Below are 19,090 nucleotides of genomic sequence, written 5' to 3' on the forward strand. Positions count from 1 at the left end.
GCCTGGCCTAGTTTTCATGGAACACCCACCTCCGGCGCATCCGCCACTGCACGACTGTCAGCACGAGAACAATCAAGAACAACAGCAGCGAGAGGGTCGCGCCGTATCCGAAGTGGTGGAACTGGAACGCCTGCTGGTACAGGTAGTAGACGAGCACGGTCGTCGACGTTCCGGGACCGCCCTGCGTCAGTACGGCGATCTGCGCGAACACCTGGAGCGAGCCGACGATCGTCAGGATCATCGTCAGCAAGATCGTCGGACTGATCAGCGGCACGGTCACCCGGCGGAACCGCGCCCACGCCGACGCACCGTCGATCCGCGCCGCCTCGTACAACTCCGCCGGCACACCCTGTAGCGCGGCCAGGAACAGGACCATGTTGAGGCCGACGTTCTTGAACAACTGGACCACGATCACCGACGCCATCGCCGTACCGCCGGATCGCAGCCAGTTCGGTCCGTCGATCCCGAGTACGTCGAGGAACGCGTTCACACCGCCGTTGTCCTGGAGCAGGAACCCCCACACGATCGTCCAGGCGACCAGCGTCACCACGACCGGCGAGAAGAACAACGTGCGGAACACGACCGTGCCACGCAGCTTCTGATTGAGAAGCACAGCAAGGAACAACGCCAGGCTGAGGTTGAGCACGACCAGACCGGCCGAGAACAATCCGGTTGCCCTGAGCACCGGTCCGAGCTGCTGGTCGTCCGCGAGCGCCGCGTAGTTGTCCGCTCCGATGAAGGTGAAGGAGCCGGCCAGCACGTTCCACTCGTGCAGGCTGTACCAGACCACCAGCCCGAGCGGAACGATGACGAAGGCAACGATCCCGGCGAGCTGTGGCGCGACCATCAGCCAGCCGGCCAATTCGTCGCGCCGCCGCATCGTCCAGTACGGCGCTTTGTCCGTCATCGCCGGCGCCCGGGCCGGCTTCTCCAGGAGCAGGGTCATTTCGCCAGCAATGGATTGATCTTCGAGCACACCCCGGCCAGGACGGCCTTCACATCCGCGTCCGGCTTCCACAGCCGGTCGAGCGACGCGCGGACGGTCTGCTGGATCTCGGCGTACCCGGTGTGGCTGGGTTTGATCGTGCCGCGTTCGATGCCCTGGACAACGACACTGTCCAGCTGTGCCGGCTTGAGCAGCGGATTGGCCTTGCCCAGCGTGGCGGCGTTCAGCTGCGACTTGCGGGGTGGCGGGAAGAACTGCGCGAGCTTGGCCGAGTTCTCCGCGTTGGTGAAGTAGGCCAGGAACTGCTTGGCCGCGTCGGCATGCTTGCCGCGCTTGAACACTCCGATCCCGGCCTGCCCGACGACGGAGTAGTCACCCGCCGGACCCTTGGGGAGCGGGACCAGATCCCACTTGAACTTCGCCTTCTCCAGCAGCGCGGCCCGGCTGATCTGGGTCAGAATCATCCCGGAGTCGCCCGCGAAGAAGTCCTTCGTCACCCCCGGACCCGGCATGCCCTTGTCGGTGAAGACCAGTTTGTGCAGGAACGTCATCGCGTCCGCCATCGCGGGCTGGTCGAACTGGCACGTCTTGCCGTCTTCACTCCACGGCCGCGCGCCCCAGCCGGCCCAGACCGCGTTCAGCGTGTCCCAGCCCTTGTAGTCGAAGTCGCCGACCACCAGCCCACCCTTGCCGCCGCGCGCCTGAACCGCGGCAGCGGTCTTCGCGGCCTCGTCCCAGGTCCAGGTCCCGGCCGCGATCTGCTCGGCCGGCGCCGGTCGCCCGGCCGCCTTCACCAGGTCGGTGTTGACGAAGACGCCGAGCGGTGAGGTGGAGAACGGGTAGGCGTACAGCTTGCCGTCCTTCTCCCAGTTGGCCGTCGTGCTGGGCACCAGGTCAGCGTCCTTGTCGATCGGCTCGAGTGCGCCCGAAGAGACGAAGTCGGGCGCGCTGCTCTCGAAGATCCAGGCCAGGTCCGGCACGTTGCCGCCGCCGATCTGGGTGGTCAGCGTGGTCGTGTAGCTGTCGAACGGGATCGGCTCGAAGGTGATCTTCCCGACCTCGGGGTGATCCTTCTTGTAGCCGGCCGCGATCTGGTCGAACAGCGCCAGGTGTTTGGCGTTCGCACTCCAGATCGTCATCCGCAGGTCGACGGGTCCCTCGTCAGCCGAGCCGGACCCGCCGCCACCACAGCCGGCCAACGCCAGCAGGGCCGCGGCGGACAGTGCCGCTGTCAGCGTCTTCATCAGGTGTCCTCCGTCAGTAGCCGGTACTCAGTAGCCTGTGATGGCCGGCCAGTCGAGTTCGATGCCCTGGGCAATCAGCCGGTCCTGGAACTGGCCGAGCAGGGCGGGAGTGCCGCGGACCGCACGCGGGCTGACGTCGCGGTCCAGGCAGAAGGCCGCGAGCAGGCCGGCGGCCTCGCCGACGTTCCACTCGACCGGGTGCAACCGGTAGCAGCCGTTGGTGATGTGGGTGGTGCCGAGGTTCTTGTTCGCCGGCAGCAGGTTCTCGACGCGTTGCGGGATGAGCGCGCCGAGCGGGATCCGGAACGGGCTGCTGGCCACGTCGATGTAGTTGTCCCCGCCCGTCGACGGGTGCAGGTCGATCCGGTACATCCCGATCCCGACGCTGTCGGCGTACACGGCCGCACCCCGGTCGCCGCGGATCGCGGCCGAAAGGTCCTGCTCGACGATCGTGTACTCCGCCTTGATCCGCCGGGACTCCCGGATGTACGGCGCCTGGGCCAGGCCGTCGGTGGATCCGAGCAGATCGCCCCGCAACCGCAGCCCGGGAAAGCCGGCGCCACCATCGGTCCGCGGCGCCTCGGTCTGCAGCCAGTAGAGGACCGCGTGCGACAACTCCTTGGCCGCCGCCAGGTGTTTCGCCACCTCCGGTACGTCGATGACCGGGCCCTCGAAGTAGTCGATCATCGGCCAGTTCACCAGGCAGATGTCGCTGTCGTACGCACCGGGAACGAAGTGCCGGCGGGCCGCGATCCGGCGGAAGGTCCACAGGTTCGTGTCGCCGCCGGTCCGGCGCTGATCCGCGACCACAGCCAGCGGGTCGTCGTCAGGATTGGGCGTGAACGTACGCCGCGTGCTCTCCAGCGTGCGCGGATTCGGCGCTGTCCAGGACAGCAGCCGATCACCCCAGAACGAGGGCTGGTAGTTCCGCCAGAAGGCGTAGTTGGCCGGCTTGTCCCCGACGTGATCACCGTCGACGTGGTCGACCGCGAAGCAGTACGACACGGCCTGCATGTTGAGCGGCTGCGCCTCCGCCGGAGCGCTCGGCTCACCGGTCTCGGTCTGCGCCTCGAAGCCGGTGACGTACTCGGTCCCGGTGAGCGGCAGCAACTCCCCGGTCTCAGTCGCGTCCAGGATGTACGGCGCCGTGACAGTGACCTGCACGTCGCCCTCGCGATGCTGCACGGTCACCGCAGTCACGCGATCGCCGTCAGTGTCAGCTGCCACCGGACGATACGGCTGCAAGACCTGCAACCGCCCGCTAGCCCGGTACGGCGCGAGCATCGCCTCCAGCACAGCCAGCGCCACCCGCGGCTCGTGACAGAGCTTCGACACGTACCCCGCGCCAGGGTTGAGGTGAACATCCGCGCGAGACGCCGACGTCAACGGATAGTGGCGGCGGTAGTAGTCCCGGATGCCCTCCCGCAACGCCCGGTACGACGCTGTGACGCCGAACTGCTCGACCCAGCTGTGCTCGTCCGGCGGGACCGCCTGACTGGTCAGCTGCCCGCCGAGCCAGTCGAACTCCTCGGTCAGGACGACCGAGCGGCCGGCGCGCAGCGCGGCCAGGGCTGCGGCGACTCCGCCGAGCCCGCCGCCGACCACGAGAACATCTGCATGCATCAGAGCCCTTTGCTGGGTGGAATGAGGGTGGTGCCGTCGGTCAGTTCGCAGGGGAGCAGCAGTTGGCGCTCGCTGGCGGTGCCGCTGAGGATGGCCTCGAGCAACTCGACCGCCTGCAGGCCCATCGCCCGCCGTGGCACGTGGAAGCCGGTGAAGTCGATGTCGCTCTCGGCCGGCCGGGTCGAGTCACCGAGCGCGATGACGGACAGGTCGGCCGGGATCTGGACGCCCCGCGCCGTCGCAGTCGCGTGCAGGGCGACGGCATCCGCCCGCTCCTCCACAAAGACGGCGGTGACCTTCCGCTCGAGCAGTGCGTCGAGCAGTGCGTCGGGATCGGCTCCCGGCAGCCACGGCGCGCGTGCGCCGGCGGCGGCCCGGAAGCCGACCAGCCTGTCGGCCGACGACTCGGCGCCGGCCCCAGGGCCGGCGAAGGCGATGCGCCGGTGCCCGAGCGCCAGCGCCTTCTCCACCACGACCCGCGTGGCCTCGACGTAGTCGGCCCCGACGTACGGGACCGGGCCGCCGGCGTCGTCGCGGCGGCCGACGGAGACGAACGGATACTCCTGCGCGATCAGCCGGGCCAGCTCGTCGGACGGGATCTGACGACCGAGGAGCAGGCAGCCGTCGGCGATCCGGAGCCGGTTGTTCTCGTGGAAGATCTGCCGTCGTCCGGACGTGACCGGTGCACTGGTGAACAGCAGCAGGTCCAAGCCCAGTTGCTCCGCGCAGTCCTCGATGCCGGCCAGGAACGGGTGGTAGAAGTCGCCGCTCGCACTCGGGAACACCGACTCGTAGGTGAACACGCCGAGGATCTGGTTGCGCTGCTTCAGCATCCGGCGAGCCAGCGGATCGGCCTGGTAACCGGTCTCGCGGATCACCTTGAGGACCCGGTCCCGGGTCTCGGCCGGGATCCGCGCGGTGGCGTCGCTGCGGTTGTTCAGCACCAGCGACACCGTGGTCTGGCTGACCTTGGCCAGCCGCGCGATATCGCGCTGGGTGAGTCGGGTGGTTGCCTTGTCCGGCATCGATCAATCCTTCGCAGTAATACGCATTGCCGTGAACCGTAGAGCAGCCGCCGAATCGTCGTCAAGGGCCGGGTCGCGTTGATAATGCGAATTATCATTACCAGGATCTTGACCAGTGGTGCGGCGGCGAAGAACACTCACGGCAGTCCGCTCATCGCGAGGAGGTCTCCATGCTGAGTCGTCGCCACTTCACCGGTCTGGCCGCCGCAGCCGTCGCAAGCCCTGTCGTGCTCCTCTCCCAGCCGGCGTCCGCGAGCCCGGTCGGCGCCGACTCCCACGGGCCTGATCGCGACCCGGTCAGTTTCCGGTCGGCGTACGACGCCTGCCCACCCGATCCGACCGCGGTCGTGCTCGGGTCACCAGGCTTCGAGGTGTCCGGTGACGCGACGGCCGCGCTGCAGGCAGCAGTCGACGAGGCGTCCAGGCGCGGGACAGTCAACCGGCTCGGCGACATCCTCGGTGGTGGCCGCGACTTCCCGCTCGGCGACGGTGGCGGCATCGTCCTCGTCCCGCCTGGCACCTACCGCCTGTCCGCACCGATCGACGTGCACGACTCGGTCCGCATCATCGGCTTCGGCCGGCAACGCCCGCGGTTCGTGCTGGCGGAGAACAGCCCCGGGTATGCCGGAACCACGCCGCGCGACGTGTTCTCGTTCCGGCGCCGGCCGGTCGGCGGGCCGATCACCTATGCGAACAACGACACCTTCGGCTCCGGGCTGATCAACCTGGACGTCACGATCGGCGCCGGCAACCCGCAGGCGATCGCGGTCCGGTTCGGCGGCGCGCAGTTGTGCGTCCTGCAGGACCTCGACCTCGACGTGGGCGACGGCCGGGCCGGGATCGACCACAACGCGAACCTGATCCAGCGGGTCCGCGTCCGCGGTGGCGCGGTCGGCTTCAACGCGTACGCCGCCTCAGCCGGGTGGCCGACCACCGTGCTGGACTGCCGTTTCACCGGGCAACGCGAGACCGCGATCCGGGCGAACAACGACGCGAAACTGGTCCTCGTCCGCACCGTCCTGGCCGATGCTCCGTGTGGGGCCGAATGTGCGCCCGGTCAGTTCCTCCATCTCTACCTGGAGAACTGCGTACTCGACCACGTTGCCGAGGGCATCGTCATCAACGACAGCGACCAGTTGCCCGGGGCCACCGATCCACGGATTCGCTACAGCAACCAGGTCAACCTGATCGACAGCGTCGTCCGCAGCACGCCAACCCTGCTCACGCTGGCTCAGAGCGGCCGCCGTACACCGGCGCGGGACGGCGTCGTGCGAGAGCTCACGTACGGCCTGCGGATCACCCGCGGACTGTCGTCGCGCGAATCGCGGGCCGACGGTGTCGTGGTGTCGCTCGGGTCCCGCGATACCCGGATCGGGGAGTTGCTGGTGTCCGACGTACCCGATCTGCCGCCGGTGTCCACGTGGGTCAGCATCACCGACGTGGCTGGGCGGATGGGACGGACTGCCGGATCAGGCTCCGACGATCTCGCCGTCTTCCAGGCAGCCGTGGATCGGCATGAGACCGTCTTCGTGCCGATCGGTGCGTATGTGCTCGCCGGGACGCTGCGACTGCGGAAGAACTCCAACCTGATCGGTCTGCATCCCCGTCAGACCTGGTTGCGTACACCGGACGGTACGTCGTACTTCGGTGATCCCGAGCGGCCGCGGGCGCTGGTCGAGACCCCGGCCGGCGGGCGCAACATCGTGCACGGTCTCGGCCTCGACACCGCCCAGAACACGCCAGGATCGGTGAACATCAGTTGGGGGTCGGGGCGTGCGTCGTACCTGGCCGACATCACCACGCAGTTCGTGAAATGGCATCCCGACGACGTCGCCAGTGGTGATCCCGGCTACACCTACAAGGGCAAGCACAAGTACGGCGTCTGGGTCCGCGGTGGCGGAGGCGTCCTGTCGAACATCTGGAGCGCGGCGGGCTGGGCCGACAGCGGACTCCTGGTCGAGTCGTCGAGTGTCCCGACATCGGCGTACGAGCTCTCGATCGAACACCACCGGTACCGCGAGGTCGTCCTCCGGCACGTGTCCGGCTGGCGGTTCTTCGGCCTGCAGACCGAGGACCACATCTACGGCTGGCAGTCGCAGGCCGTGGAACTCGACCACTGCCACGACCTGCGCTTCGCCAACTCCGTCCTCTTCCGCGTCGCCACGGTCCTCGGCCCTTCGCCGTACGGCGTCGGCCTCGAACAGTCCCGCGACATCACGTTCCGCGGCAATCGCGGCTACCGCGACAAGACCCCCGAGTTCACCCAGTGGGGCGCCTCCGCCGCCGACATCCGCACCGCCCGCGTCGTCCCCGACCCAGAGTTCACCCTCCTGGAAATCCGATGACCCGGCGAGCTGTCGAAGGCCGCTAGGCGGTCCGCAGCCTGAGCACCTGACGAGTCGGGATGCGGCCGGTGAGGTACACGCGGAGGCCGTCCGGGGTCAGGTTGCCACCGAGGTACGTGTAGCGCTCGCCCGGGTCCATGCCGACCCGGGCGGCGCCCGAGCCAGGGCCGAACTCGATCCGGTTGGAGCCGACGGTGTAGCTACCGGTGCCGCCCACCAGCTGGTAGTTGCCTGGGGCATCCAGTGCCTCGACGCCGGCCAACGTGCCGCCCGGCCGGAAGCAGAGCTCGATCGCGTACGACGTCTCGTCACCGTCGAGATCGAAGGTCAGGTCGAAGCCGTTGCCCACCTCGACGACGGTGACCTCGGTCCGCAGCGTGCGGTACTGCTTCGGCCGGTGCGGGAAGTCCATCGACGCGTAGAACCGGCCGTCCGGCGTCAGTGCGTACAGCCCGTCCTTGCGCCGGTAGCGCTTGGGCAGCGGCAGGTGGTACGGCACCTTCACCTCGTCCGCGAGCTTGAAGCTGCGATCGCCCGTACGACGCAGGCCGTCGCTGCGGAAGTGGCCGGTACTGAAGAACTGTGGCGACAACCGGACCGAGTCGAGGATCGCCGCACCCTGGCGGAGCTTGAAGAAGGTTGGGTTGGTCGACAGCCCGGACGAGATCACCGGGAGGTCGTGGAAGTCGGTCCCGCCGAACACGGTCGCGGTGCGATCGCCACGCCGGATCCGGGCCGACCCCTGGGTCGGGAAGTGCTCGGCGAAGTCGGTCGGCACGGGTTCGGCGGCGGGCAGGACTGCGGAGAGCTCCGGCCGTTCGAGCACCTCGGCGAGGAAGTCGCCCAGCTCACCGGTCCCGCGCTGCTCGATGCTCTTGGCAACGGTCGCGAACCGTCCGTCCCGGTCGCGCAGCGCGAGCTCGCGGTACTGCGTCAGATACCACCAGACCTCGCGGATCCCCTTCTGGTCCTGCCGGCGCGAGGCCGTCGTGTCGACCTCGCCGTTCGGCTCCAGCAGGTACAGCGTCGAGTCCAGGTTGCGCCGGACGTACCCGAGTAGTTCGGGCTTGTCCCGCAACCACGCGATCGTCAGCAGACAAGGGTTCGTCACCTCGGCGGCGTACGTCGAACTCCGCTCGCTGTAGAAGCCCTCCGGGGTCGCGTCGATGCCCTCGTCGAGCCAGTCGTCGATGCGGGCGGCGTACCGGCGATCCGGAAACAGGTGGTGTGTGCGCGCAAGCGCGGCCGAGACTTCCCAGCGGTGGTTGGGCGTGTGCACACCCCCGCTCGCCAGTGCCGGGCCGGCCTTCCGCAGTACCTGCTCGAGGATCGCGCGGTGCGGCAGGGTGGCCGGCTGGTCGTCGGCGTCGAGCAGGGCGTACAGCATGCAGACGTCCTGGATCGCGAACGCGCTGTCCGGCGGTGAGTGCAGGTTGCCGACGTCGTACAGGCCGTCGTCGTGCTGCCGCGCGGCCAACTGCTCGACCAGCCACTGCAGCGGGGCCAGCAGCGAGGCGTCGTGGTGGTACGACGACCGGCCCCAGACGTACCCGGAGATGAGGCGCCGTGCCTTGCGGGCGACGGTCCGGATGCTGTCGGAGGCGTTCTGGTAGTTGCCGAGCACCAGCGGGATCTGCTTCTGGTTGGCGTCGGTGAGAACGGTCAGGAAGTCGTCGTCCACGGTGGCTCCTGCGGCGCTCGCCGCGGCGGTGGGGTGCTGGGTGGTCGAGTGCAGTGCACCGACCGTGAGAGTGGTCAGCGAACCGGCGAGAAAGGTACGGCGCTGCATCGGGCGGCCTCCACGGAGAATCGTAGGAAAGCGGTTTCCCACTGCGCAGAACTGTGGTCTCGGGAGTTTGTCCTGTCAAGACCTCGCAGCTGACCGCATCCGGTCAGTCCGGCCTCACCCGAGGTCTTGCGTAAACCGGTTTCTCGTACTAGCTTGACCGGCCAAGGCAAACGCTTTCCGGCAACCGCCTGGAGCTTTCCGGAGGGAAGAAAGTATGAGTGCGCTGGGTGAGCTCGGCAGCCTCCGGCGGAAGAAAGTGGCCGGGCAGCAGCCGAACCGGAGCGGTTGGACCGGGAAGGTCAAGAAGAAGGACAACCTGTCCGCGTACCTGTTCCTGACGCCGTGGCTGCTCGGGTTGTTCCTGATCACCATCGGGCCGATGCTGGCCTCGCTCTACCTGTCGTTCACGGACTACAACCTGATCCAGGCGCCGAAGTGGATCGGGCTGGAGAACTTCACCCGGATGCTGTCCGACGAGCGGCTGCACAACTCGCTGCGGGTGACCTTCACCTACGTGTTCGTCTCGGTCCCGCTGCAACTGGCGATCGCCTTGCTGCTCGCCGTCGTGCTCGACCGCGGCGTCCGCGGGATGGCGTTCTACCGCTCGGTCTTCTACCTGCCGTCGCTGCTCGGCTCGAGTGTCGCGATCGCGGTCCTGTGGCGCCAGGTGTTCGGCACCGAGGGCCTGTTCAACCAGTTGCTCGGGCTGGTCGGCGTCGACGGCAAGGGCTGGATCTCCGACCCGAGTACGGCGCTGGGCACGCTGGTGGTGCTGAACGTGTGGACGTTCGGGTCGCCGATGGTGATCTTCCTGGCCGGCCTGCGGCAGATCCCGACGATGTACTACGAGGCCGCCTCCGTCGACGGTGCCGGCGTACTGCGCCGGTTCTTCAGCATCACGCTGCCGCTGCTCACTCCGATCATCTTCTTCAACCTGGTGCTGCAGATCATCCACGCGTTCCAGTCGTTCACCCAGGCCTTCGTGGTCTCCGGGGGCAGCGGCGGGCCGTCGGACTCGACCATGTTCTTCACGCTCTACCTCTACGACCGGGGCTTCGGCAATTTCGACATGGGCTACGCGTCCGCGATGGCGTGGTTCCTGCTCGTGATCATCGGGGTCTTCACCGCGGCGAACTTCTTCGCCTCGAAGTACTGGGTGTTCTATGACGACTGAGACGATCCGCAGCAGCGTCGCCGCGCGGCGGACCACCGGTGTGAGCTGGGCCCGGGTCCGCCCGGTGCTGATCCACGTCGCGCTGGCCGCGGCCGCCCTGGTGATGCTCTATCCGTTGATCTGGATGGTGGTCAGCTCACTGCGGCCGGGCAACGAGATCTTCCGCGAGCCCGGGATCCTGGTGAAGGACCTGCACATCGACAACTACCGGCTCGGCTGGAACGCGCTGGCCGAACCGTTCACCCGCTACCTGCTCAACTCGGCGGCGGTGGTGCTCGGTGCGATCATCGGCAACCTGGTGTCCTGCTCGATGGCGGCGTACGCGTTCGCCCGGCTCGACTTCAACGGCAAGAAGTTCTGGTTCGCGATCATGCTGGTCAGCATCATGCTGCCGATCCACGTGGTGATCGTGCCGCAGTACATCCTGTTCTCGCAGGCCGGCTGGATCAACACGTTCCTGCCGCTGGTGGTGCCGAAGTTGCTGGCCACCGACGCGTTCTTCGTCTTCTTGATGGTGCAGTTCATCCGCGGCATCCCGCGCGAGCTGGACGAGGCGGCCCGGATCGACGGCTGCGGCCGGGCCGGGATCTTCCTGCGGGTGATCCTGCCGCTGATGACGCCGGCCCTCGCGACCACCGCGATCTTCACCTTCATCTGGACCTGGAACGACTTCTTCAGCCAGCTGATCTACCTGACCGATCCGAAGATGTACACCGTGCCGGTCGCGCTGCGGTCGTTCGTCGACGCGACCTCGAGTACGAACTGGGGGTCGATGTTCGCCATGTCGGTCGTCTCCCTCGTTCCCGTCTTCCTCGCATTCCTGCTCGGCCAGCGGTTCCTGATCAAGGGCATCGCCACCACCGGCATCAAGTAACCCCCTGAAAGGTGCACACCATGAGGCCGCTCATCCCACCCACCGCAGGCCGGCGCCTGCGGGCCCTGGCCGCCGTCGCGATCGCTTCCACCCTGCTGGCCGCCAGCGCGTGCGGTGGTGACTCCGGCGGTGGCGGCGGTGGCGACTCCGCGAACGGCGAGGTCACGCTCCGCTTCACCTGGTGGGGCGGTGACACCCGGCACAAGATGACCCAGCAGGCCATCGACGTGTTCCAGAAGGATCACCCGAATATCAAGATCAAGGGTGAGTTCGGCGAATGGGCCGGGTACTGGGACAAGCTCGCCACCACTGTCGCGGCCAACGACGCGCCGGACATCATCCAGATGGACGAGAAGTACCTGCGTGAGTACGCCGACCGCGGCGCGCTGCAGGACCTGAAGAAGTCCGACGGCCTGGACACCGGCAAGTTCGAGAAGGACACGCTCAGCGCCGGTGAGTTCGACGGCGGACTGTACGGCCTGAACGCCGGCATCAACTCGTTCGCGATCGTCGCCAACCCCGCCGTGTTCAAGGCCGCCGGAGTGGCCCTGCCGGACGACACGACCTGGACCTGGGACGACTTCACCCGGATCGCCGCGGAGATCACCACGAAGACCGGCGGCAAGGTCTCCGGCACCGGTGCCCCCGGCACCAACGAGGCCGCGCTGAACCTGTGGGCCCGCCAGCACGGCGAGTCGCTGTGGACCCAGGACGGCAAGCTCGGCATCTCGGCCGGCCAGGTGACCGACTTCTACACCAACCTGCTGAAGATGCGTGACGCGAAGGCGATCCCGGCGGCCGAGTCCGTCTCCCAGGACATGAACGCGCCGCTGGACCAGTCCGCGCTGGCGACCGGCAAGCTGGCGATGAGCTTCATCTGGAGCAACCAGCTGGTCGCGTTCAGCAAGGCGGCCGGGACCGAGCTCAAGCTGCTGCGGATCCCGAGCACCGACGGCAAGGCGGCCGACAACGGCTCGTACTACAAGGGCTCGATGTTCTGGTCGATCTCGTCGCGGTCGAAGCACCAGAAGGAGGCGACCGAGTTCGTCAACTTCCTGGCCAACAGCACCGCCGCCGGCAACATCCTGCTGGCCGAGCGCGGTGTGCCGCCGAACACCGAGATCCGTGCGGCGGTGGACCCGAAGCTGCAGCCGGCCGACGCCGCCTCGTCGAAGTTCATCCAGGACATCGGCAAGGAGCTCGGCGACCCGTCGCCGGCGCCGCCGGTCGGTGGTGGCCAGGTGGAGAAGATCACCCAGCGCTACACCACCGAGGTACTGTTCGGCCGGCTCACGCCCGACAAGGCGGCCCAGCAGTTCATCGACGAGGTCAACGGGGAGCTCAAATAGTGTTGCTGACGGCAACTGATTGGCGATGACGCCGCGCGTGGCCGTGGCAGGTGTCCACGGCCACGGGGCGTCCCACGTCCGCAACGTCGTCCGACTGGCCGCCGAGGGAAAGGCGCAGCTCGTCGCTGTCGCCGACCCTCGGCCGGCCGAGGATCTGCCCGCTGGGGTCGAGGTTTTCGGCGGGCTGGACGAGTTGCTCGCGTCGACGGCGGTCGACGCGGTGATCATCAGTACGCCGATCCAGACGCACGTGGCGCTGGCCGAGGCGGCGATGCGGGCCGGGACCGACGTACTCCTGGAGAAGCCTCCGACGGCGTCGCTGGCGGAGTTCGAGAAATTGTCCGCGGTCGTCGCTGAGACCGGGCGGGCGTGTCAGGTCGGCTTCCAGGCGCAGGCGTCGAAGGCCACGTTGACGTTGGCGTCGATGGTGGCCGACGGGCGGCTTGGGGAGATCCGCGGGATCAGCGCGGTTGGTAAGTGGGTGCGGAAGGCGCGGTACTTCCAGCGGGCGCGGTGGGCTGGTCGCCGGACGCTCGACGGAGTTGCGGTGGTCGACGGGGCGGTGACGAACCCGTTGGCCCATGCGACTGCGGCGGCGTTGTTGCTCGACGGGTCGACCGGCGTGGACGACGTACGGTCCGTCGAGACGGAGTTGTTCCGCGCGAACCCAATCGAGTCGGACGACACGTCCACGGTGCGGATCGTGACGAGTCGCGGTACGACGATCCTGGTTGCGGTGACGCTGTGCGCGTCGGAACATCTCGAGCCGCGGGTGATCGTGCACGGGTCCGCCGGTCGCGCCGAACTGCGGTACACGACGGACACGCTCGAGATCATCGACGGCAGTGGCACGACCGAGACGACGTACGACCGGGCTGGGCTGTTGGAGAACCTGCTCGATCATCGCGCGGATCCCGGCGTACCGCTGTACGTCCCGCTAGCTGCGACCGGGGGATTCACCCAGGTTGTCGACGCGGTGCGGTTGGCGGAGGCGCCGGCCGAGATCCCGGGCGAGTTGATCCGGTGGGAGGGCGAGGGACTCGACCGGCGGCCGATCGTGCTCGACGTCGAGAAGTGGGTGGACCGCGCCGCCGACGACCTCGCCCTCTTCAGCGAACTCGGCGCGCCGTGGACCCACCCACCCGAACACCAGAACCGATAACGCAGAACCAAGCTGCTGGACGCCCAGGCCGCCAGGGCACCCGCCGCCGGCTGACCCGAGGACCGGTCATCGCTCATTCGGGCCGAGCCACAGGCCGCCGTTCGCTTCGAGCACCTGGCCGGTGACCCAGCGCGCGTCGGGAGACGCGAAGAACGCGATCACGTCGGCGAGGTCGGCGGACTGGCCGTGTCGCCCCAGAGCGACCATGCCGGCCACCAGCGCGGCGGAGTTCGGGTCCTGCAGCCAGCCGTTCATGTCGGTCTCGGTGATGCCGGGAGACACCGTGTTCACGGTGATCTGGCGCGGGCCGAGAGTCCGGGCGAGAGAGCGGGTGAAGACGTTCAGCGCTCCCTTGGTCATGCCGTAGCCGATCTCCGGCTGAGCGAACCACGTGACGCCGGACGACACGTTGACGATGCGGCCGCCGTCGGGCATCAGCGGCAGGACCCGCTGGGTGACGAAGAGCGGAGCCTTCACGTTCACGGCGATCAGCCGGTCGAACGCTTCGGGCGTGATGCCGTCGATGCTGTCGGCGTAGTCGATGACGGCGGCGTTGTTGACCAGGATGTCGAGGCCGGCGCCGTTCAGTCCGGCGACCAAACCGTCGTACAACGCGTCCACGTCGCCCTCGGTCCCGAACTCCGCGCCGACGGCGAACGCCTCTCCGCCGGCGGCTGCGATCGCCTCGACGGTGTCCTTGGCCGCCGCCTCGTTCGTGGCGTAGTGCACCCCGACCCGCGCACCGTCCGCGGCCAGTCGCTCGGCTGCGGCCCGCCCGATCCCGCGCGATCCCCCGGTCACCAATGCGGTCTTTCCCTGCAGACTCATATCCTCGCCCTTCCTCGAAACGGAACGATCCCTAGCATCAATGTAAGGGAACGATCCCTAACATTGCTACCCTGTTCTCATGAGGACCCGCAGAAGCTCGGACGAGACGCGTGCCCACGTGCTCGAGATCGCGCACGAGTTGTTCTACTGGCAGGGGATCCGGGCGATCGGGGTAGACCGGATCGCCGCCGAGGCGGGGATCGCTCCGACCACGCTGTACCGGCTGTTCGCGTCCAAGGACGATCTGGTCGCGGCGTACGTCGACCGTGCCGACGAGGCGTACCGCGAGTGGTTCCGTACGTCGCTCGAAGGCGGCGGTGACGACCCGCGCGACCGGGTGCTGGCACTGTTCTCCGAGCAGAACGCGATGCTCCAGCCCGACATCTGCCGGGGCTGCCCGTTCCTGATGGTGCTGACCGAGTTCCCGGACGAGAAGCTGGCCGGACACCAGCGGGCGATCCAGCTCAAGCAGTGGGTCCGCGACCAGTTCGTTGCCTTGGCCAACGACCTGGAGGTCGACGACCCGGAGCGGTTGGCCGCGCATCTCACGCTGATCTTCGAGGGTGCCTATGCCTCGGTCCAAGCCCTCGGCAGCCTCGGCCCCGCCGCCCAGACTCGCTCCTTGGTCGAGAGCCTGTTGAAGTAGGTGAGTCTCAGTGGGGTAGTGCGAGAGTGAAGGTTGTGCTCTCGGGCTGAGAGGTCAGGGTGAGGGTGCCTTGGTGGGCTTGGGTGATGGATTGGGCCAGGGAGAGGCCGAGGCCGGTGCCGCCGGAGGTTCGGGTTCGGGAGGTGTCGGCTCTGGTGAAGCGCTGGAAGACTGTGGGTTGCAGGTCGGTAGGGATGCCGGGGCCGTCGTCGTGGATGGTGAGGACGGCGGAGTCGGCGGACGAGGTCAGGCCGACCGTGACCGTCGTACCCGCAGGAGTGTGACGGCGGGCGTTGCCGAGGAGGTTGGTGACGACCTGGTGCAGGCGTTGCTCGTCGCCGATGATGACGATCGGGTCCGGCGGCAGGTTCAACTGCCACACGTGCTCAGGCGCCACGATTCGCGCGTCGGCGATCGAGTCGCGTGCCAGCCGACTGAGGTCCACCGGGCGACGATCGAGCGGGCGACCCGCATCGAGGCGGGCCAGCAACAGTAGGTCCTCCACCAGCGCCGCCATCCGGGTCGCCTCGACCATCACCTTGCCCATCGCCTGCATGTACAACTCGGGATCACGCCGCTGCAGACTCAACTGTGCGTACCCGTGAATCGTGGTCAGCGGCGTACGCAGCTCATGGGATGCATCGGCAACGAACTGCCGCACCTGGACCTCACTCCGGTGCCGCGCGTCCAACGACCGCTCCATGTGCCCGAGCAACGTGTTCAAGGCGACCGCGACCTGACCGACCTCGGTCCGTTCGTCCGTCAGCCGGGCCGGGACCCGCGCGGTCACTCCGATCTCGCCGGTGTCCAGCGGCAACCCCGCCACCTCACGAGCCGTCTGCGCGACTCGCCGCAGCGGCCGCAGTTGCCGTCGTACGACGAACACCGCGACACCGCCCGCGGCCAGTACGCCGACGCCGCCGAACAGCACCTCCCACCCGATCAGACTGTTGACCGTGTTATCGATGTCCTTGGTCGGCAGTCCGGTGATCACCGTGACGTCGCCGATCCGGGAGGCGTGCACCCGGTACTGACCCAGACCGGGAACGGCCACGGTCGCATTCGTCCCACCGGCGGGTACAGCCTCGAGGACGGCGAGGTCCTGGCCGGACAAGGTGGTGACCTCGCCGGCGCTCGTGATCACGTTGCCGATGGCATCCGACGCGCTGCGGTAGACGGTCACCGTGCCGGCGTCCTGCCCGTGCGGGACGTCCGGCGGTGGCTTGTTCCCGCCACCGTTGGTCAGTACGCCGAGCGCCCGCCCGTGCGTCGCCATCACCTTGGTGTCGAGCTGCTTGGTCAGATACGAGCTGATGGCAGCCGTCGTCAGCACACTGATCAGCACACTCACGACCGCGACCAGCACGACGACCGCGGCCGCGACCCGTGCGGTCAGGGAGGCAGGCACGAACCGCGTCATGCACTCCAGCATGAGCAACCAGCCCTGGAGGAACCTCCGCGCCGGCTGGGGAAATGCTGTGAGTCAGAGAATCTCGGCCGCCTCCTGCCGCAGTGCCTCGAGCTCGCTCGCGGCCCACCCTTCGGCCCGCGACTCGGTGCCCCGGAACGTCGGCTTGTCGACCAGGTGGAACCGCAGGTTGAAGATCCGGCCGACGACCCGCAGGTACGGGATGGCGGCTTCGTCGGCCGCCGCGATCGGCCGCCGGGTCGTGTACCCCGACTTGAACGAGGACCAGTACGGCGTCGACGCGACGCCGGTGAAGTCCGCGGCCCGGGGACCGATCGCGGCGAGGTCGAAGTCGAGCAACAGTAGTCCCTGCGGCGTCAGCAAAACGTTGTCGAGACTCACGTCGCCATGGCAGACACCTCGGTCGGAGTACTGTGCGACGTTCTTCCGTACTGCGGCCGCAAGATCGCGGAGCAGGTTTTCCTCCGTGCGATGAATCGCGAGGATCTGTTCGAGCGGTTCGTCCAGCCGATGAGCGACATCCGCCGGACGACGCCGGTACGCCGACGAGTAGTTGTCGGCGGCATCGTGGAACGCGGCGAGTTGCGCGCCGAAGGCAGCGTACAGATCATCGTCGAACGGCGGCCGTGGCGTGGTGCCGTCGACGAAGGCCGACACGGTGAACGGCCGTGGTCCCTCAGGTGCCTCGAGTGCGCCGACAAGGTCACCGGACGGCAACGGGCGAATTGCTGGAACGAGCAGTCCGGCGGATCGCAGATGTTCCGAAAGCCCTGCCTCCCAACGGATTTCGTCCGGGTGGCGCGCGTCGTACCGATAAAGCTTGAGGACGTACCGGGCGTCCCCGGTGGTCAGTACATAGACGTCGTTGACCAGCGACCGGAGCAGCTCGCAGCCGGTGAAGCGGAGCCCGTAGAGCTCGCCGAGGTGAGCGCTCAGAGCGCGTGGGTCAGGCAACGATCGCAGGGTCCGGAGCATGGCCCGACCCTAGGAGAAGGGGGCGGACAATTCTTCTGAATTCGAGGTGTGAGCTCGGAACAGAGTGGGGAGGTTCGCAATGTTTCCGGATTCGCCTCCCCTTCTGGGGCCGGAAACCGGTAGCCTCGTTCAGCGGTCCTTGGGGGAGGCCTACCGAGCCACCGCATCCATCCCGACGAACTGCCGGAGAGCCCAAACCGGTCAGGAGACCACGTCTTGCAGGAGAACACCAGCAATCCCAGTACTGGCGAACTGGCGAACGTACCCCTTACCGGTGCGGACAAGGTCGCCTATGCCTTCTACGCCACTGCGGCCGCGGCCGCACTAGTCGGCCAGGTCTGGGCCGGCGTGACCCATATCCCCTGGCCTGACGAAGGCTTCTCGACCTTCCTCAAGATCCTCGTCGTGACCCCGGCCGTGGCCGTGCTCGAACTCGGTGGTGTGGCCACCGCCGCGCTGGCCGACCTGCGCCGGCGCAAGGGTGAGCAGGCCTACGCCTACCGCGCGATGTCGTTCTTCGCGGCGCTGGTCGCGGTCGTCTTCAACGTCGTCGGTCACTGGCGCCCGGAGGAGCGGTTCCTCGCCTTCGGCTTCGGCGGCCTGTCCGCGTTCGCCTACGTGCTCTGGCTGATCCACAGCTCGGCCCGCCGCCGCGACGCGCTGCGCCGGGCGGGGCAGATGCGCGAGACCGGCCCGGTGTACGGCGTGGTCCAGTGGGCGCGTGAGCCACGGGTGACCTGGCTGGCGCGGTCGCTGGCGATCGAGCACGGGTACAGCCTGTACGAGAGCCTGCGCGCGGCCCATCACCAGATCCGGAACAAGTCCCGGCGCGACGCCATCGCCGGGACCGTTGCCGAGTACATCCGTTCCGAGCACCAGGACGAGCGGCTGGCGAAGATCGCCGAGACGACGTACGACCCGGACCGGCTGGCCGGGATGCTCGAGGAGCGGATCAACTACGAGGTCATCACCAGCAAGCTGACCAAGGCGATCTCGCCGCCGCCGGAGCCCGAGGAGCGTCCCGCCGTGCCGGCTGCGGTCTGGGTGCTCGAGGGTGGGCAGCCGCGCCGGGCCGAGGGCACCGGGGTGTCGCTGCGCGACGAGGACGCCTGGACCGGCGAGCTGATGGCTGTCGACTACCAGGTCCCCAACGACGAGTCGGTCGCCGAGGCGGTCGTGGTCGAGGACGAGAGCGAGCCGGAGCACGTCGTCCAGAACGGCGCGTCCGACGGCCCATCCAACGGCGCGGTCAACGGGTCGGTGAATGGCAAGCTCAAGCCGCTGGCGCCGCAGCCGAAGGCCGAGCCGGTGGTGCAGAAGCCGCAGCCGCCGTCGCCGTTCGCGGACGCGACCGACACCCAGCCGCCGGCGCTCATCACGACGGCGCCCGCCGAACCGGTGGCGCGGAAGTCGGTCGTGGACGAGGCAGTGGTGGCCAAGCCGGCGATGGAGTCGATGAAGATCGATGAGCCGGCCGCCGAGCCGACCGCGTTGGAGAAGAAGCGGATGCGGGCGTGGGCGCTGCTGTCCGACTGGCCGGAGGGGCACGAGCGGACGGCGAAGAAGCTCGCCGACGCGATCGCGTCCAGCGAGCCGATGGCCGCACGCTTCATCGAGCAGTACGAAGCCGAGCACGGCTTGGTGTTCACCTCACAGAACTGATGAACCCCGCGCCGGCCGC

Annotated in this window: 15 protein-coding genes; 7 read left to right on the forward strand and 8 right to left on the reverse strand. The window is 68.0% G+C overall.

The features are described from left to right. Positions 1-7: 7 nt before the first annotated feature. The 4 genes from E0H75_RS08615 to E0H75_RS08630 are packed head-to-tail and all read right to left on the reverse strand — an operon-like array spanning position 8 to position 4,838. Positions 8-946, reverse strand: coding sequence for a carbohydrate ABC transporter permease (locus E0H75_RS08615; protein WP_202872865.1), 939 nt, complete (start codon positions 944-946; stop codon positions 8-10). Further along, positions 943-2,190: an ABC transporter substrate-binding protein gene (locus E0H75_RS08620; RefSeq protein WP_131512640.1), complete on the reverse strand. Its 1,248-nt coding sequence runs from the start codon at positions 2,188-2,190 to the stop codon at positions 943-945. The genes E0H75_RS08615 and E0H75_RS08620 overlap by 4 nt, the downstream gene beginning before the upstream one ends. A gap of 27 nt (positions 2,191-2,217) precedes the next feature. Continuing rightward, positions 2,218-3,813, reverse strand: coding sequence for an FAD-dependent oxidoreductase (locus tag E0H75_RS08625; protein WP_131512641.1), 1,596 nt, complete (start codon positions 3,811-3,813; stop codon positions 2,218-2,220). Continuing rightward, positions 3,813-4,838: a LacI family DNA-binding transcriptional regulator gene (locus E0H75_RS08630; RefSeq protein ID WP_131512642.1), complete on the reverse strand. Its 1,026-nt coding sequence runs from the start codon at positions 4,836-4,838 to the stop codon at positions 3,813-3,815. Before E0H75_RS08630 ends, E0H75_RS08625 begins: the two co-directional genes overlap by 1 nt. A gap of 170 nt (positions 4,839-5,008) precedes the next feature. On the opposite strand from E0H75_RS08630, the gene E0H75_RS08635 reads away from it, so the two are divergent. Further along, positions 5,009-7,183: a glycosyl hydrolase family 28-related protein gene (locus tag E0H75_RS08635; RefSeq protein ID WP_131512643.1), complete on the forward strand. Its 2,175-nt coding sequence runs from the start codon at positions 5,009-5,011 to the stop codon at positions 7,181-7,183. Between the two features lie 22 nt (positions 7,184-7,205). Here E0H75_RS08635 and E0H75_RS08640 read toward each other — a convergent pair whose 3' ends face one another. Further along, a complete protein-coding gene (locus tag E0H75_RS08640; protein WP_131512644.1) occupies positions 7,206-8,972 on the reverse strand; it encodes a prenyltransferase/squalene oxidase repeat-containing protein in 1,767 nt (588 codons plus the stop codon). Between the two features lie 214 nt (positions 8,973-9,186). On the opposite strand from E0H75_RS08640, the gene E0H75_RS08645 reads away from it, so the two are divergent. Genes E0H75_RS08645 through E0H75_RS08660 form a run of 4 tightly spaced genes read left to right on the forward strand, consistent with a single transcriptional unit; the run spans position 9,187 to position 13,531 of the window. Next, the gene (locus tag E0H75_RS08645) at positions 9,187-10,146 is read left to right on the forward strand and encodes a carbohydrate ABC transporter permease (protein ID WP_131512645.1); all 960 of its coding nucleotides are present in this window, start codon (positions 9,187-9,189) and stop codon (positions 10,144-10,146) included. After that, positions 10,136-11,020 (forward strand): carbohydrate ABC transporter permease, encoded by an 885-nt coding sequence (locus tag E0H75_RS08650; RefSeq protein ID WP_131360180.1) that lies wholly within the window; start codon positions 10,136-10,138, stop codon positions 11,018-11,020. The genes E0H75_RS08645 and E0H75_RS08650 overlap by 11 nt, the downstream gene beginning before the upstream one ends. A 20-nt stretch (positions 11,021-11,040) precedes the next feature. Beyond that, positions 11,041-12,369 (forward strand): ABC transporter substrate-binding protein, encoded by a 1,329-nt coding sequence (locus E0H75_RS08655; protein WP_131512646.1) that lies wholly within the window; start codon positions 11,041-11,043, stop codon positions 12,367-12,369. A gap of 25 nt (positions 12,370-12,394) precedes the next feature. Then, positions 12,395-13,531, forward strand: a complete 1,137-nt coding sequence (locus tag E0H75_RS08660) for a Gfo/Idh/MocA family protein (protein ID WP_131512647.1) — start codon at positions 12,395-12,397, stop codon at positions 13,529-13,531. A gap of 66 nt (positions 13,532-13,597) precedes the next feature. Here the strand turns inward: E0H75_RS08660 and E0H75_RS08665 are convergent, their stop codons facing one another. After that, positions 13,598-14,359 (reverse strand): SDR family NAD(P)-dependent oxidoreductase, encoded by a 762-nt coding sequence (locus tag E0H75_RS08665; protein WP_131512648.1) that lies wholly within the window; start codon positions 14,357-14,359, stop codon positions 13,598-13,600. 79 nt (positions 14,360-14,438) lie between these two features. On the opposite strand from E0H75_RS08665, the gene E0H75_RS08670 reads away from it, so the two are divergent. Then, a complete protein-coding gene (locus tag E0H75_RS08670) occupies positions 14,439-15,005 on the forward strand; it encodes a TetR/AcrR family transcriptional regulator (RefSeq protein WP_131512649.1) in 567 nt (188 codons plus the stop codon). Between the two features lie 7 nt (positions 15,006-15,012). On the opposite strand, the gene E0H75_RS08675 is transcribed toward E0H75_RS08670, so the two are convergent. Continuing rightward, on the reverse strand, positions 15,013-16,425 hold the full coding sequence (locus tag E0H75_RS08675; RefSeq protein WP_131512650.1) for a sensor histidine kinase: 1,413 nt from the start codon (positions 16,423-16,425) through the stop codon (positions 15,013-15,015). A gap of 63 nt (positions 16,426-16,488) precedes the next feature. Next, entirely contained in the window at positions 16,489-17,409 is a 921-nt protein-coding gene (locus E0H75_RS08680; protein WP_131512651.1) for a phosphotransferase enzyme family protein, read from the reverse strand. 216 nt (positions 17,410-17,625) lie between these two features. Here E0H75_RS08680 and E0H75_RS08685 point away from each other — a divergent pair, with 216 nt between their 5' ends. Further along, positions 17,626-19,071, forward strand: a complete 1,446-nt coding sequence (locus E0H75_RS08685) for a hypothetical protein (RefSeq protein WP_131512652.1) — start codon at positions 17,626-17,628, stop codon at positions 19,069-19,071. Positions 19,072-19,090: the final 19 nt, after the last annotated feature.

Origin of the sequence: Kribbella capetownensis (assembly GCF_004331485.1) — a bacterium.
In the GTDB taxonomy this organism is placed as follows: domain Bacteria; phylum Actinomycetota; class Actinomycetes; order Propionibacteriales; family Kribbellaceae; genus Kribbella; species Kribbella capetownensis.